The organism is Flavobacterium hercynium, from assembly GCF_002217285.1.
GTDB classification, from domain to species: domain Bacteria; phylum Bacteroidota; class Bacteroidia; order Flavobacteriales; family Flavobacteriaceae; genus Flavobacterium; species Flavobacterium hercynium.
Map to the genome: position 1 here is coordinate 43,299 of NZ_MUGW01000008.1, position 16,866 is coordinate 60,164.

12 protein-coding genes are annotated in these 16,866 nt (G+C 33.7%); 6 read left to right on the forward strand and 6 right to left on the reverse strand.

Translation table 11 applies throughout. The features are described from left to right. The 6 genes from B0A66_RS03075 to B0A66_RS03100 all read left to right on the forward strand — a co-directional run bounded on the left by B0A66_RS03075 (window position 1) and on the right by B0A66_RS03100 (window position 6,710). On the forward strand, window positions 1-975 hold the full coding sequence (locus B0A66_RS03075; protein ID WP_165766574.1) for a PorP/SprF family type IX secretion system membrane protein: 975 nt from the start codon (window positions 1-3) through the stop codon (window positions 973-975). 279 nt (window positions 976-1,254) lie between these two features. Then, on the forward strand, window positions 1,255-2,442 hold the full coding sequence (locus B0A66_RS03080) for a phosphoglycerate kinase (RefSeq protein WP_089048385.1): 1,188 nt from the start codon (window positions 1,255-1,257) through the stop codon (window positions 2,440-2,442). Window positions 2,443-2,562: 120 nt separating this feature from the next. Beyond that, the gene (locus B0A66_RS03085) at window positions 2,563-4,395 is read left to right on the forward strand and encodes a LysM peptidoglycan-binding domain-containing protein (RefSeq protein WP_089048386.1); all 1,833 of its coding nucleotides are present in this window, start codon (window positions 2,563-2,565) and stop codon (window positions 4,393-4,395) included. 46 nt (window positions 4,396-4,441) lie between these two features. Further along, window positions 4,442-5,413, forward strand: coding sequence for a DUF4837 family protein (locus B0A66_RS03090; protein ID WP_089048387.1), 972 nt, complete (start codon window positions 4,442-4,444; stop codon window positions 5,411-5,413). A gap of 50 nt (window positions 5,414-5,463) precedes the next feature. Then, window positions 5,464-6,105, forward strand: coding sequence for a DUF1579 domain-containing protein (locus B0A66_RS03095; protein ID WP_089048388.1), 642 nt, complete (start codon window positions 5,464-5,466; stop codon window positions 6,103-6,105). Window positions 6,106-6,263: 158 nt separating this feature from the next. Continuing rightward, window positions 6,264-6,710, forward strand: coding sequence for a GNAT family N-acetyltransferase (locus tag B0A66_RS03100; protein WP_089048663.1), 447 nt, complete (start codon window positions 6,264-6,266; stop codon window positions 6,708-6,710). Window positions 6,711-6,781: 71 nt separating this feature from the next. Here the strand turns inward: B0A66_RS03100 and B0A66_RS03105 are convergent, their stop codons facing one another. The 6 genes from B0A66_RS03105 to B0A66_RS03130 all read right to left on the reverse strand — a co-directional run bounded on the left by B0A66_RS03105 (window position 6,782) and on the right by B0A66_RS03130 (window position 16,660). Then, window positions 6,782-7,597, reverse strand: a complete 816-nt coding sequence (locus tag B0A66_RS03105) for a hypothetical protein (RefSeq protein ID WP_089048389.1) — start codon at window positions 7,595-7,597, stop codon at window positions 6,782-6,784. Then, window positions 7,590-8,414 carry a hypothetical protein gene (locus B0A66_RS03110; protein WP_089048390.1) on the reverse strand — a complete coding sequence of 275 codons (825 nt, stop codon included), beginning with the start codon at window positions 8,412-8,414 and terminating at the stop codon, window positions 7,590-7,592. Before B0A66_RS03110 ends, B0A66_RS03105 begins: the two co-directional genes overlap by 8 nt. Then, window positions 8,407-9,150, reverse strand: a complete 744-nt coding sequence (locus tag B0A66_RS03115) for a hypothetical protein (RefSeq protein WP_123868198.1) — start codon at window positions 9,148-9,150, stop codon at window positions 8,407-8,409. Before B0A66_RS03115 ends, B0A66_RS03110 begins: the two co-directional genes overlap by 8 nt. A gap of 103 nt (window positions 9,151-9,253) precedes the next feature. Then, window positions 9,254-12,418 carry a contractile injection system protein, VgrG/Pvc8 family gene (locus B0A66_RS03120; RefSeq protein ID WP_089048392.1) on the reverse strand — a complete coding sequence of 1,055 codons (3,165 nt, stop codon included), beginning with the start codon at window positions 12,416-12,418 and terminating at the stop codon, window positions 9,254-9,256. Window positions 12,419-12,619: 201 nt separating this feature from the next. After that, window positions 12,620-13,450, reverse strand: a complete 831-nt coding sequence (locus B0A66_RS03125; RefSeq protein ID WP_089048393.1) for a hypothetical protein — start codon at window positions 13,448-13,450, stop codon at window positions 12,620-12,622. Between the two features lie 12 nt (window positions 13,451-13,462). Further along, window positions 13,463-16,660, reverse strand: coding sequence for a contractile injection system protein, VgrG/Pvc8 family (locus B0A66_RS03130; RefSeq protein WP_089048394.1), 3,198 nt, complete (start codon window positions 16,658-16,660; stop codon window positions 13,463-13,465). Between the last annotated feature and the right edge of the window lie 206 nt (window positions 16,661-16,866).

Here is a 16,866-nt window from a genome sequence, read left to right on the forward strand (position 1 = left end):
ATGAAAAAGTTTATTTTATCCTTAGTACTCATGGCTGTAACAACAAGTTACAGCCAAGAGTTAAACCTACCGGTGTTTACTCAGTATTTGGCTGATAACCCTTTTATTATTTCACCTGCTTTTGCGGGTATTGGCGACAACCTTAGAGTGCGAGCCAATGGATTGACACAGTGGGTGGGTATCAAAGATGCTCCTCAAAATCAATCTGTATATGCAGATTTCCGTCTTCTGGATCGTTCCGGAGTTGGTATCTCGGTATACAATGATAAAAACGGTTATACAAGGCAAACAGGTGCTAAGGTATCCTTTGCGCATCACTTGATTCTGGATTATTATTCTAAACAGTATTTATCTTTCGGTTTGTCATACAACTTCAATAGTTTTCGTATCGACATTGACGAATTCAATACAACACCAAATGCACCAATTTTAGATCCTTCTATTACAGATAATCGTTATACATCAAATAACAACTTTGATATTAGTGCTTTATACCGTAATAAAAATTTCTATGCGAGTTTTAATGCCAACAACGTTTTAAAGAAAAATGTAGATAAATACAGAGGAGTAGAGCCTAATTTGCTTTCTAATTATCAGGTGTATACAGGATATATAATCACAGATGGTGAAAACAGACGTATCGAATATGAACCATCTGTTTATTACCAATATTTTGCAAGTGATAAACGTTCTACTACCGATTTCAACTTCAAGTACAGACGTTACAATCGTTATGAAGATTATTATTGGGTAGGGGTTTCGTATCGTTTTCTTAATGACCAGTTTCCAAAACCTTTATCAGTTGGACCAATGGCCGGTTTCATGAAATCTAAATTCTATTTTGGATATTCTTACCAGGTAATGTTTAACCAATTGGGTTCTTATAATACAGGTACACACGTGGTTACTATTGGTGTAGATTTCTTAGGAGCTATTAGTAACTGTCCTTGTACACAAAGTCCTGTTCACGACTAAATAAAACAGGATCATCTAAATTTTAAAGTTTATTGTGATCTGCAAGTATTGTTTTCTACTTAAAAAAGTAGAACAGTATAAGCAGATTATAATAAACTTTATTTTTTTTTAACAACATAGCGAAATAGTTTACCATTTTGTAATTAATTGAGATTTTTTCATAAATTATATCGTTTTCGTTGTTATAAATAGGTTATTTTTAGATTTTTCGAATTTAATACTAATCTAAAAGTTCTATATTTGTTATTCTTACCAAAAAATAAAAAAAATACATATCAGATGAAAACTTTAAACGATTTCGATTTTAAAAATAAAAAAGCTATTATCCGTGTTGACTTTAATGTCCCATTGGATGAAAATTTCAATGTAACTGATGCTACTCGTATAGAAGCTGCAAAACCAACAATTGATGCTATCTTGGCACAGGGCGGAAGTGTAATTCTAATGTCACATTTAGGAAGACCAAAAGGAGCAGAAGAAAAATATTCACTTAAACATATTTTAAAAACAGCTTCAGATATCTTAGGAGTTTCTGTTAAGTTCGCTGAAAACTGTGTTGGAGAACCTGCACAAACAGCTGCTAAAGATTTGAAACCAGGAGAAGTTTTATTACTTGAAAATTTACGTTTTCATGCTGAAGAAGAAGCTGGAGATGTTGCTTTTGCAAAAGAATTAGCTTCACTTGGAGATATTTACGTAAATGACGCATTTGGAACGGCGCATAGAGCACATGCTTCAACAACAATCATTGCACAATTCTTTCCAACTGAAAAAACTTTTGGAACATTGTTGGCTAAAGAAATTGAGAGTTTAAACAAAGTATTAAAAAATAGCGAAAAACCAGTTACAGCAGTTCTTGGAGGATCTAAAGTTTCTTCAAAAATTACGGTTATCGAAAATATTCTTGATAAAGTAGATCACATGATCATTGGTGGTGGAATGACTTTTACATTCATCAAAGCACAAGGTGGTAAAATTGGAGAATCTATTTGTGAAGACGATAAACAAGAGTTAGCACTTGAAATTTTAAGATTAGCTAAAGAAAAAGGAGTTCAGGTTCATATTCCGGTTGATGTTATAGCTGCTGATGATTTTTCTAATACAGCAAATACTAAAGTGGTAGACGTAACTGAAATTCCTGATGGATGGCAAGGTCTTGATGCAGGTCCTAAATCTTTAGAGAACTTCAAAAAAGTAATTTTAGAATCAAAAACAATCCTTTGGAATGGTCCTTTAGGTGTTTTTGAAATGGAATCTTTCGCAAAAGGAACAATCGCACTTGGTGACTATATTGCAGAAGCAACTGAAAAAGGAGCTTTCTCATTAGTTGGAGGTGGTGATTCTGTTGCTGCTGTAAAACAATTCGGATTCGAAGATAAAATGAGTTATGTTTCAACTGGAGGAGGTGCCATGCTTGAAATGTTAGAAGGAAAAGTATTACCTGGTATTGCTGCCATTTTGGACTAAATTGCAGTTTTAACTTTTTTTTGGATATTATTTATCCATAAACCATTTAAGTTTGCAACTCTGTAACTTTATAATTGCACTAATTATTGCCCTGAGTATTAGCCTATTAATAAATGTTCTATGATTGGAAAAAAAATTTCATTAGCCTTTTCGGTACTATTGTCGGTCAGCGCTTTTTCACAAGATGTGCTTAAAGCAGATTTACAAATCAGACCCGATGTTAAGATTTCGTATTTAGATTCAGTTAAAAATTCTTTTGTAAAAGATGACAATGCTGCCCGCGTAGATAGTCTCTGGATGCAGGAATTAACAAGTTTAGATATCTACGACGATTTAACAAAAGACATTCAAACCATCAATACAGATTTAACTGTAGATGAAGAATTACCAACAGATTTGCTAAAACAGCGTCTATTGGCAATGAACCAGAAATCGCCTTTTGAAATAGAGTACAATCAAGGCTTAGAGAATATCATAAAATCGTTTCTTAAGAATCGAAAAAAATCGTTCTCTCGCTTAATGTCATTATCAGAATATTATTTTCCCATTTTTGAAGAAGCTTTTGCAAGACAAAATGTTCCTTTAGAAATTAAATATTTAGCCGTTGTAGAATCTGCTTTAAATCCTAAAGCAGTTTCTAGAATGGGAGCCACAGGAATTTGGCAATTCATGTACGGTACAGGAAAACAATACGCGCTTAAGATCGATTCTTATATCGACGAGCGTAGTGATCCGCTTAAATCTACACTTGCGTGCTCAGAGTATATGAGTAAAATGTATTCGATTTTCGGAAACTGGGAGTTAGTTTTAGCATCTTATAATTCAGGACCAGGAAATGTGACCAAAGCGATTCGTCGCTCTGGCGGAAAAACAAAATACTGGGACATTCGTAACCATCTTCCAAAAGAAACACAAGGTTATGTTCCTGCTTTTCTTGCAACGATGTATCTTTTTGAATACCACAAAGAACACGGAATTACTCCGACAAGAGCAGTCGTTAAACATTTTGAAACAGATACTGTTCAGATTAAAAATCAAATGTCGTTTAAACAAATTGCTGATTTGTTAGACATGCCTCAAGCACAGATTCAACTTTTAAATCCTTCTTATAAATTAAACGTTGTACCGTTTTACGAAAGTGAAGCGCATTATTTACGTTTGCCAAAAGACAAGATTGCTACCTTCATTTCAAACGAAGAGCAAATTTATGCTTATGCAAACTACGATTCACAGCACAAAGGCTTGCCGAGACAATTAGCATTAAAAGTTGCTCCAAAAAACAGAGAAAAGCTTGAAAGTACAATCAGTACAAGTACTCAGTTTTATAAAATCAAAAAAGGAGACAATTTAGGAGCCATCGCTGATAAGTATAATGTTTCAGTTTTAGATTTGAAGAAATGGAATAATCTTAAAACTAATGCAATTGCTTTAGGCAAAACTTTAAAAATCAAATCTAAGAATGAGGTTGTACTAAAAGCTCCAAAAGAGATAAAAGCAGTACCGGTAATTGATAAAAAAGAGGAAGCAATTGCTGCCGCTGATGATAAAGAAGAACCAGGTACAATTAACGTAGAGTATGTAGTGGCATCTGGAGATAATTTAGGAAGCATTGCTAAAAAGTTCAATACTTCTATTGCAGAGTTAAAAGAGTTAAACAACTTATCTTCCAATACGATAGGTATGGGAAAAACACTTATAGTTTCTAAAAGTGTTCCTGTTGTAGAAGAACCTCACAAAGAATTAAATACAGCTATAGCATCAAACTCAATTGATAACTTTAAAAAGAAACAACCTTCTGCTAAAGAAGACATTGAATATTATGTAAAAAAAGGAGATTCATTATACAGCATTTCAAAAAAATATCCTGGAGTAACGATTTCAGATATTAAAAAATGGAATGATATTAAAGATGGAGAATTAAAACCCGGAATGAAACTTAAAATCAACGGATAATTAAAAATCTTACCTAAATTTGGGTTTTATTTCATAACTTAAGAAAATGAATAAAACCCATTTTTTGTATCTGATAGTTTCGTGTTTGCTGGTTTCGTGTTTCAAAAACGAAAAGCAGAATCAGCGCTCATCCGGAAAAACCAATACCATTTCTATTGTCATTGACGATCAGCTGTGGTATGGCGAAGTGGGAGACAGTATCCGAAATAAATTTGCTTCACCTGTTTTAGGACTTACTCAGGAAGAACCCTTGTTTACGATCAATCAATATCCGGCTAAACTGCTGGAAGGATTTGTTACAGATAGCCGAAGTATCATTGTCGTAAAAAAAGCCGGAGTAGACAAATTCGAAATCAAACATAACTTTAATTCATTACCCCACAATACATTTCGTATTTACGGAAAATCAGTAGACGATATAATTTGCAGTCTTGAATTTAACGGAGCTCAGATTATCAAAGTGATTCGGGACAGCGAAATAAATAAGATCAGACAGGATAATAAAAAAGCCTTATTAAAGCCGGATATCATCAAAAACAAATTCCATATTGATCTTGAAATTCCGGTAGGATATGAATACATGCTCCATAAAAATAAGTTTATGTGGCTTAAAAATGATATTATAAGCGGCAATACAAGTTTGCTTATCTATCAGATTCCCATTAGCAGAATTACAAAAGGAGCCGATATTGTAGAGAATATTGTTAGAATGCGTGATTCTGTCGGACGCTATATCAAAGGTCGTGAACCCAACACCCGAATGATTACTGGTGAAGCTTATGCACCATATTTTTCAATTGTTGAACTAAATGGAAAGAAAACCTTCGAAACAAAAGGAACCTGGGAACTGCGAAATGACTTCATGACCGGCCCCTTTATCAATTATGCAATTATCGATAAAGCCTACAACCGAATCTTAGTAATCGAAGGATTTTGCTATTCCCCATCCAATCAGGAACGCGATTTGATGCTGGAATTAGAAGCAATTATAAAATCGGTTAAAATAGATAAACGGTAGTGAGATTATTTTGATTAAATTTGTTTTAAATAACGATAAATCAAATGATTATGAAAAATTTTTACCTGGCATTAGCATTGTTAACAATCTGCTTAGCTTCTTGTAAAAAAGAGACAGTACATAATGAAGAGCCTGCTGTACTTACCGATACAATTAAACCAAAACATGTGGCGGTAGAACAACCGTTAGATTCTGCTGCACAAATAAAGGCATGGATAAATTATGCCACCCCAGGAGAAGCGCATAAACTAATGGCGGAAGAAACTGGAAATTGGAATTGTGATATGACGTTTTGGAGAGAGCCAAATGGCAAACCCGAAAAAGAAAAGGCCGTGGCTACAATAAAAATGATTTTGGGAAACCGTTATCAAGAGACCATTTTTAAAGGTAAAATATCCGGTCAGCCTTTTGAAGGCAAAGGGACATTGGCTTTTAATAATACGAGCAAGGAATTTACAACCACCTTTATTGACAATATGGGAACCGGTATGATGGTGGCGAACGGAAAATTAGATGACAGAACAAAAAGTATAGAATTTAAAGGGGTTATAATCAATCCTGTTGATGGAAAAAAAACACCGTACAGAGAAATCTATACCATTGTTGATCCTAAGACACGTAAAATGGAAATGTTCGATGTTCAAAACGGAGAAGAATACAAAAGCATGGAAATCATTCTGAAAAAGAACTAACTTTATTATATTCAAAACAAGAATCCCGATCATATATATTATACGATCGGGATTTCTGTTTTTGAAAATGACTTATGTTTTGAGGTTAATTTCAAATTTTAAACTAATTTAGTCTTTCATGTTAACCATTACAGGTTGGTTAATCTAAAATAATGCAAATGGAAATAGAATGGAAAATAAAGCCTTTTGAGGCATTAACAGTTCATGAGTTGTATGATGTGCTCAAATTGAGAAGTGAGATCTTTGTAGTAGAACAAAACTGTGTTTATTTAGATGTAGACGGTAAAGACAAGAAGGCTTTACACTTACTTGGTGTTTATGACAGTAAAATTGTAGCGTATGCACGCTTGTTTGATGCAGGAATTAGTTTTGATAATACTTCTATTGGCAGAGTAGTGGTCGATGCCAATTACCGTGATAAAAAATGGGGACATGATTTAATGCGTGAGGCAATAAAAGGAATCAAAGAAAATTTTGGAAAAGACCAAATAACGATTGGAGCACAATTGTATCTGAAAAAATTTTATGAAAGCCACGGATTCATTCCAGTAAGCGAAATGTATCTGGAAGACGATATTCCGCATATTGATATGACAAGAGGCTAAATAAAATCTTTTGAAAAAGTAGCTTAAAAATACAAGAAGAGACTTTCGAGTCTCTTTTTGTTAATAAGCATTTATTTCTTAAAAATATTATCCCAAAAAAAGTTTCCTCCCTTTTTTCGTTCTTCGTAATCTCTAAACCATTCTTCCTCAAAAGCTTCCCATTCTTTTTTAGTATAATCTTTTCCTTTGTAGTTTTTGTAAAAAGCGTTGTCTTCTTGTTCTTTGTTTTTTAAAAGCCGTAAATATTGATAATAGGGTGTTGGCGATTTTTCATCTCTATTAAAATAGGTAGTTTCAAACAAGACTTCGCCAGTTATACCGTCAATCAAAAAATAATCTGTTTGATAATCCGGAGATTTTTTAGACACTAAATGAACTTCATAGATAGGTTTTTGAAGCGCTGTATCTTCTCTTCTATGAACAATACTTTTTTGGGTTAAATCTTCTAAATCAACATCATGCTCTTTTTTTATTTTTTCAATGAGTTGTTGTAGTGTAAAAATATATGGTTTGTCATTGTCTCTTTCTTTAGTAACCTTACCTACTTCATCATAAGACTTACTAATTCCGATCGAAAATTGATAAAACTCGGTTCCTTCTGCATATAAACACTTTGTCGAACTACGAAAAACTTGTACTTTTAGATAAGGGTTAATTACCGAACTCTTTTCCACATGTATTTTATTACTAGAAAAACGTATTTCAATTCTTTCATTTTCCTTTTTTAAAAATTTTCTATTTTCAGATGACGAGTGATCTTTATCTATTTCCCAATCTTTGTATAGTTCTATATTAAAATATTCCATTTTGTGTTTTACCTGTCCAGTACATTGCAATAAGGAGAAACAGCACCATATTGCTATTAATTTATTGATGCTTTTATTCATTTAATTTTTTAAAAATATTATCCCAGAAAAAGTTTCTGCCTTCTTTCTTTTCTTCAAAGTCTCTATACCATTCTTCCTCAAAAGCTTCCCATTCTTTTTTAGTGTAGTTTTTGCCTTTGTAGCTTTTGTAATAGGAGTTGTCTTCTATTTCTTTGTTTTTTAAAAGTCGTAAATATTGATAATAGGGTGTTGGTGATTTTTCATCTCTGTTAAAATAGGTAGTTTCAAACAAGACTTCGCCAGTTATACCGTCAATCAAAAAATAATCTGTTTGATAATCCGGAGATTTTTTAGACTCTAAATGAACTTCATAGATAGGTTTTTGAAGCGCTGTATCTTCTCTTCTATCAACAATACTTTTTTTGGTTAAATCTTCTAAATCAATATCTTGTTCTTTTTTAATTTTTTCTATCAGTTGTTGTAGTGTAAAAACGTATGGCTTGTCATAGTTGGTTTCCTTAATTAAAATGCCCGTATCGTCGTAGGTTTTTAATATTCCAATCGAAAATTGATAGAACTCCAATAAAAAAACAAGCAAAAGACTTGTTTTTTTATTGTAAACGTATGTTTTTGTATATGGATGTAGTATAGAACTATGCTCTACTTGTATTTTATCGTCATGAAACCATATTTCTACTCGTTCGCTACCTTTCTTGAGAAATTTATCATCTACTGATGATGTCCAATCTGTATCGATTTCCCAATCTTTGTATTTTTCTACTGTAAAATATTCCATTTTGTGTTTTACCTGACCAGTACATTGCAATAAGGAGAAACAGCACCATATTGCTATTAATTTATTGATGCTTTTATTCATTTAATTTTTTAAAAATATTATCCCAGAAAAAGTTTCTGCCTTCTTTCTTTTCTTCAAAGTCTCTATACCATTCTTCCTCAAAAGCTTCCCATTCTTTTTTAGTGTAGTCTTTGCCTTTGTAACTTTTGTAATAAGAGTTGTCTTCTATTTCTTTGTTTTTTAAAAGTCGTAAATATTGATAATAGGGTGTTGGTGATTTTTCATCTCTGTTAAAATAGATAGTTTCAAACAAGACTTCGCCAGTTATACCGTCAATCAAAAAATAATCTGTTTGATAATCCGGAGATTTTTTAGACTCTAAATGAACTTCATAGATAGGTTTTTGCAATGCTGTATCTTCTCTTCTATCAACAATACTTTTTTTGGTTAAATCTTCTAAATCAATATCTTGTTCTTTTTTAATTTTTTCAATTAGCTGTTGCAGTGAGAAAATATAAGGTTTGTCATTGTCTCTTTCTTCAATAACTTTGCCCACTTCGTCATAGTCTTTATCAATTCCAATCCAAATTTGATAGAATTCAATTCCTTCAGCATATAAATTCTTTGTCGAACTACGAAAAACCTGTACTTTTTTATACGGATTAAGTATGGAGGTTCTTTCTACTTGTATATCTTCTGTGTCAAAAAGTATTTGAACTCTTTCATTGTCTTTTTTTAAAAATTTTCTATTTTCAGATGACGAGTGATCTGTATCTATTTCCCAATCTTTGTATTTTTCTATAGTAAAGTATTCCATTTTGTGTGTTTTTTGTTGGTTAACTTTTTTAGTCATTTTTTTTGTTTGGCTTACACAATTTAATAATGTCGTAAAACATAACAGTAACAGTATCTTTTTCATATTATCTTATATTAGTATTTATAATTTTCCACTGCCAATGCCATGTGGAATAAGCAGTGCTTCTGTAACCCATAACATTATCTGTTGCATCTGTGTAATTGTCTTTAGCATTTGGGAAAGTATATTTATAGTTAGAATGTTTAGTAGGGATAATGAGATGATCCCTATGCGAATGATAAAGCCCTAAAGCATGTAGCGATTCGTGATTTAAAGTGCAGTCATCTTTATCTTTTAAAGTAAACATCACCACATTTTTTTGTCCTATATTCTCAGCCGCTCCAAATAATTTTCCTCTGTTGGAAGGAATTCCAAATTTGAAAACAGTTAAATACTGCTCATACTTAGAATTTATTTTAACACCTTCTGAATCTTTAACCTCTAAAAACGCTCTTGTACAGTCTGTAAATAAATCTTGGTTTGTTATATCGTCTACCATAAATTTTATAGTTGTACCCAATAAGTGGTTACCTCCAAGTATAAAATTAGCATCACAAGATAAATCCAAAATAGTTTCTTCTATAATAGGTATGATAAATGCCTGATGTAATGTATTGTATAGATTTTGTTTTTCTTCGGGATTAAATTCGCCTTGTTTTTCTCCTTCATTATCATCATTTATTATATTCGTTTTAACTTCCACGAGCACAATTTTCTCTTCCCTTCGAACCGTATAATCATTCCTAAGCACTCTAATTCTTCCCGCTAGTTTTCTGTCTTCGATCGTGGGTTGTATTTTTTTGCCTGCAGCATTGGTGCGGGCTTTGGGATAAGCATACAGATCGATATGATGATCGCGATCAAGGTCTTTTAAACAGGTGAATTTTATGATGGTGTTTTTTTCTTCCAGACCATTGGTTTTGGTTTTTATAGGCAATACTTTACTGCTTACTTTAAACAAGGTTTCATCAAATTCAAATTCCAGTTTTTCGAGGTTTTCTTCTATGTCGAAAAGCAATTTTAATTGCGCTTCATATTGTGGTTTTATAGCTGTTGTAGCAGGCATTGCATCTACAAACTCTTTGGAGAAAAGCGTGAGATACGGTACAAAATATTCTGTTGTTCCTGCTTTAGAGTCCTTTCTGGTGATTGGGATGCTTTCATATTCTTTTTTTAGTTTTTCAAAAGCCTCGGTTTTGCTTAGATTGGATATACCATCTTTGTAACCGCTTTCGATGATGCTTTCATAATCAGGTTCCAAGTTTAAACCATTGTCTTTTTCACGAAGCCAGTCAAAACCATATTGTCCTTTCCAAAGTGGAGAAGGTCTAAAATAAACGACCGCAAGAGCAACAGCCGCTGTGGGAACTGCTTCGATTTTCTCGGGTGTATTGGTAAAATGATTTCCGTCTGCACCATGTATTTTTGCGGTACCCAAACTATTGATCATCGCTTCTTCATCAGAATGCAGCATCGCTTGTTTTTTACCATGTAGTTTAACCACTTTTCCTTCGATATCAATCGTATCATCACTGTTGATTAAAACTTTACCACAGCACAGGTTCATAAATCCTTTGATCACTTGTTTTAGTTTTACACTGCTAATGTATATTTTACTGAGTGCGTTAAGTGTATAATCATTCGTCGTGATTTGAGTACTTTCTGAGGCGTTGATGATGAGTTGTTTTACATCAATATGCAACGTGTCGGCTCTAAGGGAAATGTTGTGATTACCATCTAATGTTACACTATTGTTAGAAGCATCTGCAAGCAAGATACTTCCCGTGCTGTCGTTCATTACCAATTGATTACCGCTTCGGGTGGCAAGCACTTTCAGATCGTTATTTGGGGTACTGAAACCGCTTTTTTGTTTGGTATTGGTCATGATTCCCGCTACAAAAGGAAGCTCTGCATTTTCTCCCTGAAACTCCACCAAAACAGTATCACCAATTTCGGGAATGATATGCGAGCCTCTTCCACTTCCTCCATAATCCTGAAGCAATGGAATATAAGGTGTTGTTTTATTCTTTACTTGTTGCCACGGCATTTGCACCTGTACAAAGCTCAATCCGTCAGGATCAGCATTGGCGGTTACGATTGCGGTTTGACTTACACAATGTGGAACTAAATCAGGATCGGTTTGAGGAGAAAATACAGAACCGTTTAAGTTTACCGCGGTAAATTGATTCTCGTAAGTTCCCTCGTCTTCACAAAAATGCGTTATGCTTGTTACACAATACGAACTTTCAAGCTGAACGTCTACACCGGTTATACGTACTGAGTTGCCCAGTGTTATTCCCGCTACTTCACTTTTTGCATTTACCTGCATTAGCTTGCCTAACACAGCACGCATTTTGTTTTTGGCGTATTCTTCGAGAGCTGTTTTACCGCTTCCTCCGGCAGGATTCTGATTGAGTTGTTGTTGCGCTGTCTGATTAAAAACAGCATTGGATTTGTTTAAAAAATTCTGCTGAAAACCATCGCATTCGTTGCGGTACTTTAGTGTTTGATCTGTCGAAAAATTTCCTGTACGATTGTCGTTCTCCATAATTTCAAGCTGAGAAGGCAATACTTTCATTTCATAACTAAACTCCTGCATGTTGGCACCATACATTAGCGTTGGTTCTCCGCCCGAAGTTCCCGGAGCACCAAAAACCATCACACGGCCATTGTCATAAAAATAATGCCCGTATCGTTTGGCAAGACGGTTTAAAAAATCAAAAGTAGTTTCGTTGTATTGTACCGTATAGGGCAGGATATTCTTGTAAAACGGAAAAATATTCAGATCGATATCATAACCTGCTTTGGCTTCAGTGACAATATCGTTTAAAGATTTATTATGGAAAGAATTGCATTTTAAACCATCATCTAAAAGGATCGAACAGCTGTGACCCGAAATAAAAAGGGTTTCTTCGAGATCTTCAAAACGGGATTTTCGGGTTTTTATTTTGGTTACGATACCTGAAAAATGAAGTACATAATCATTGCGATTATTAAAAAACAGCAGATCCTCTAATCCTTCAGCAGGTTTGACTTCGATTGTTACTTTCTCGCCATATAAGCGTTGTGAAACGGGCATGACGCTTTTAAATTCGGGTACAAGTAAATCCTGCCTCACTTCTACCGAAAAGGTATTGTGAGCATGAATCTCCTGATCGATTTTTAAGTTGCTGAAATTGGTGATCGTAATTTCACCAATTTTAATTCTGGTATTAGTCTGTAAAGCCAAGGCGTATATTGATTAAAGTTATAGTTGATAAAAAGGTTCATCAAACTTTAAGTCAATAATACAATTGAGTGGTATTCAAAAAGCAGATCTAATTTGGATTAGATTTGTTTGGTGCAAACGTACTAAAAAATAGAATAGCGTAAGAAAAATATTTCTCACTTCACAAAAATGTAATTTTATGTCATAAATTTAGACAATTGTCTATTTTTTAAATATATTATCGAAAAAAAAGTTTCTGCCATTTTTCTGTTCTTCGTAATTTTTATGCCATTCATCCTGAAAAGCTTCCCATTCTTTTTTAGTGTAGTTTTTTCCTTTGTAGCTTTTGTAATAGGAGTTGTCTTCTGTTTCTTTGTTTTTTAACTTAGACAAATACTGATAAAGAGGAGGTATCGCTTTTTCATCTCTGCTATTAACGTTGGATTCAAATAAAACAGCCCCAGTTTGACCATCTATCAAGATATAATTCGGTTTAGAATTGAATTCATCATTCAATAAGTAAACCTCATAAATAGGTTTTTGCAAATCTTCTTGTATTTGTCTGCTTACAACAGCTTGTTGTTCTTTATCCTCGAGGTCAATATTGTATTCTTCTTTTATTTTCTCAATAAGTTCTTTTAATGAAAAAGGATAAGGTTTGTCATAATCGATTTCTTTAATGAGAATCCCATTTTCATCGTAATGTTTTGCTGTACCGATAGGGAATTGGTAAAATTGTAGTACGTAGGTTAACAGCATGCTTGTTTTTTCGTTATATACAAATATACTCGTATAAGGATTTAGTGTAGAACTTCTGGTTACTTGTATTTTTTCTTTAAGATACCAGATTATTGCCCGTTCATATTGCTTTTTAAGAAATTTTTTATCTTCTCGGGATAACCATTTGGTATCAATTTCCCAATCTTTATATTTTTCTAATGCAAAGTATTCCATTTTGTTTTCTATTAATTGATTTTTACCTTCTTCAGGAACGATTTTAGTTTGACTATTACTATTATGAAATAGTGAAGTTAAACAGAACCACAACAACATTTTTTTTATAAACTAAGGAATGTTTGGATTAACTATTTTCCATTGCCAGTACCAAGAACTGTAACAAAGTCTATTGTAGCTCATGATATTATTTGTAGAGGTCATTGGATTAGCTGTAGGTTGAAATGAGGTAGCGTTATAACAGGGGAAAATGTATTTAAAATTAGGGAATTTTATTATCAGATCATCCCGATGAGAATGAAGAAGTCCAAATCCATGCATTGATTCATGAGCTATAATGTAATCATTAGTATTTCCGATTATACTATATAAAATTACATTTCGTGTTCCTATGTTTTCGGAATGTCCAAGTAACGTTAGATCTGTTGAAGGAATTCCAAACTTAAAAATAGTAAAATAATGATTGTATTTTGTGTTTATAAAATTTCCATTAGGATCTGTAGCAAACAAAAAAGCCAGTTGACAATCTGAAAATAGCGTGTGGTTTTCGTAAAAAACTCCATTTATATAACCGCTGTAAAATATAAATTGTCCAGCAGTATTTTTACCATTAAGAGAAAAATTAGGTTGACCAACTAAGTCAAGAGAAACTTCTTCTACTATAGGCACAATTAGTGCCTGATGGAGCGTATTGTAAAGATTTTTTTTCTCAACAATAGTAAACTCACCTTCTTGTGCAGGAATTGTTGGATCCAATTGAGTCTTTACCTTTATCAATGCAAATTTTTCCTCTTTGCGAATTGTGCTGTTATTTGGAAGTACATTTATTCTGCCCGCAAGTTTTCTATCGTCAATATTGGGTTGTGCTAAAATGCCGGAAGCTGTTTTTTTTGTTTTAGGATACGCATAAATATTGATTTCGTGATCAGTATCAAGATCGTGTAGGCATGTAATCTTTATTGTAATGTTTTTGTCTACTAATCCTTTTGTTTTGTTCTTTTCAGTAAGTACATTTTGATTAATTTGTAATAAAGAACCGTCATATTCAAATTCCAATCGGTCTAAGTCCTCTTCAATATCGATGAGCACTTTTAATTCTGCTTCATAAGGTGGAGCAACTGTAGCTGTTCCGGATAGTGAGTCAACAAATTCTTTTGAAAACAAGCTTAGATAGGGCACAAAATATTCTCCAGGTTTTGATTTTTTTTTAGCTTTTGTTTTTCCTGCAATAGGAATAATTTCATATTCTTTTTTCAGCTTTTCAAAAGCTTGAGCCTTGGTTAAATCTGTAATACCGTCTTTGTAACCGCTTTCAATAATACTTTTATAATCAGGTTTTATATTTATACCATTGTCTTTTTCACGAAGCCAGTCAAAGCCAAATTCACCTCTCCAGGTTGGGAGTGGTCTAAAATATACAGTAGCAAGTTCTACAATATCGGTTGGAGCAGCATTTACTGTTTGTGGTGAATTTGTAAAGCTATTACCTTGCGCTCCATGTATTTTTGCAGTGCCTAAACTATTGATCATCGCTTCTTCATCAGAATGAACCAATGCTTGTTTTTTACCATGTAGTTTAACCACTTTCCCTTCGATATCAATCGTATCATCGCTGTTTAGTAAAACTTTACCACTACAAAAATTCATAAATCCTTTTATAACTTGCTTCATTTTTTTGCTGGTGGCATATATTTTACTCAGCGCATTAAGTGTGTAATCGTTTGTCGTGACTTCGGTACTTTCTGAGGCATTCATGATTAGTTGCTTTACATCAATATGCAAAGTATCTGCTCTTAGTGATATTTTATGATTACCATCTAATAACATTTGACTGTTAGAAGCATCCTGAACCAAAATACTTCCGGCACTGTCATTCATCATCAATTGATTACCACTTCGGGTAGCGAGGACTTTCAAATCATTTCCGGGTGTACTGAAACCACTTTTTTGTTTATTGTTCGTCATGATACCTCTTACGATTGGCAGCTCCGCATTTTCTCCCTGAAACTCGACCAAAATAGTATCGCCAACTTCCGGGATTATATGTGAACCTCTTCCACTTCCTCCATAATCCTGAAGCAGCGGAATATAAGGTGTCGTTTTATTATTTACTTGCTGCCACGGCATTTGTACCTGAACAAAACTCAATCCGTCAGGATCAGCATTGGCCGTTACGATTGCGGTTTGGCTTACACAGTGTGGAACTAAATCGGGATTGGTCTGAGGGGAAAATACAGAACCATTTAAGTTTACCGCAGTAAAGTGATTTTCATAAGTTCCTTGGTCCTCACATACATGCGTTATGCTTGTTATACAATACGAGCTTTCAAGCTGAACGTCTACACCGGTTATCCGTACTGAGTTGCCCAGTGTAATTCCCGCGACTTCGCTTTTTGCTGTTACCTGCATTAGCTTGCCTAACACAGCACGCATTTTGTTTTTGGTATATTCTTCTAAAGCTGTTTTACCGCTTCCTCCAGCAGGATTCTGATTCAATTGCTGTTGCGCTGTCTGATTAAAAATAGTATTGGATTTGTTTAAAAAATTCTGCTGAAAACCATCGCATTCGTTGCGATATTTTAATGTTTGGTCTGTCGCATAATTCCCCAAACGATTATCGTTTTCAATAATTTCAAGCTGGGAAGGCAAAACCTTCATTTCATAACTAAACTCCTGCATGTTCGCGCCATACACTAGCGTTGGTTCTCCGCCCGAAGTTCCCGGAGCGCCAAAAACCATCACACGGCCGTTGTCGTAAAAATAATGGCCGTATCGTTTGGCAAGACGGTTTAAAAAATTAAAAGTAGTTTCGTTGTACTGCACCGTATACGGAAGAAGATTTTTGTAAAAAGCGAAAATATTCATATCGATATCGTAGCCTGCTTTGACTTCTGAAACAATGTCATTTAATGATTTGTTGGTAAAAGAATTGCATTTCAAACCATCATCTAAAAGGATAGAACAGCTGTGACCCGAAATAAAAAGTGTTTCTTCGAGATCTTCAAAGCGGGATTTTCGTGTTTTGATTTTGGTTACGATTCCTGAAAAATGAAGTGCATAATCATTACGATTATTAAAAAGCAACAAATCGTCTAATCCATCAATGGGTTTGACTTCGATTGTTACTTTTTCGCCATACAAGCGTTGCGAGACAGGCATGACGCTTTTATACTCGAGAACAAGTAAATCCTGTCGTACCTCGACCGAGAAGGTATTGTGAGCGTGAATCTCCTGATTAATAATTAAGTTGCTGAAATTGGTGATCGTAATTTCTCCAATTTTAATTTTGGTGTTGGTTTGTAAAGCCAAGGCGTATATTGATTAAAGTTTATAGCTGATAAAATGTTCATCAAACTTTAAGTCAATAATGGAATTGAGTGGTATTCAAAAAGCAGATCTAATTTGGATTAGATTTGTTTGCTACAAACGTAAGAAAAATATTTCTCACTTTGTGAAAAAAGTTTTTTATGATAAATTAAAGTATCATTTATCTTAAACAAAAAACCCGACATAAT

What these genes read in the sequence shown, in the direction of transcription:
- B0A66_RS03085 (WP_089048386.1), top strand. Translation starts at nt 2,563, where the DNA reads ATGATTGGAAAAAAAATTTCATTAGCCTTTTCGGTACTATTGTCGGTC.
- B0A66_RS03100 (WP_089048663.1), top strand. Translation starts at nt 6,264, where the DNA reads ATGGAAATAGAATGGAAAATAAAGCCTTTTGAGGCATTAACAGTTCAT.
- B0A66_RS03125 (WP_089048393.1), bottom strand. Translation starts at nt 13,450, where the DNA reads ATGTTGTTGTGGTTCTGTTTAACTTCACTATTTCATAATAGTAATAGT.
- B0A66_RS03095 (WP_089048388.1), top strand. Translation starts at nt 5,464, where the DNA reads ATGAAAAATTTTTACCTGGCATTAGCATTGTTAACAATCTGCTTAGCT.
- B0A66_RS03090 (WP_089048387.1), top strand. Translation starts at nt 4,442, where the DNA reads ATGAATAAAACCCATTTTTTGTATCTGATAGTTTCGTGTTTGCTGGTT.
- B0A66_RS03075 (WP_165766574.1), top strand. Translation starts at nt 1, where the DNA reads ATGAAAAAGTTTATTTTATCCTTAGTACTCATGGCTGTAACAACAAGT.
- B0A66_RS03110 (WP_089048390.1), bottom strand. Translation starts at nt 8,414, where the DNA reads ATGAATAAAAGCATCAATAAATTAATAGCAATATGGTGCTGTTTCTCC.
- B0A66_RS03105 (WP_089048389.1), bottom strand. Translation starts at nt 7,597, where the DNA reads ATGAATAAAAGCATCAATAAATTAATAGCAATATGGTGCTGTTTCTCC.
- B0A66_RS03115 (WP_123868198.1), bottom strand. Translation starts at nt 9,150, where the DNA reads ATGGAATACTTTACTATAGAAAAATACAAAGATTGGGAAATAGATACA.
- B0A66_RS03080 (WP_089048385.1), top strand. Translation starts at nt 1,255, where the DNA reads ATGAAAACTTTAAACGATTTCGATTTTAAAAATAAAAAAGCTATTATC.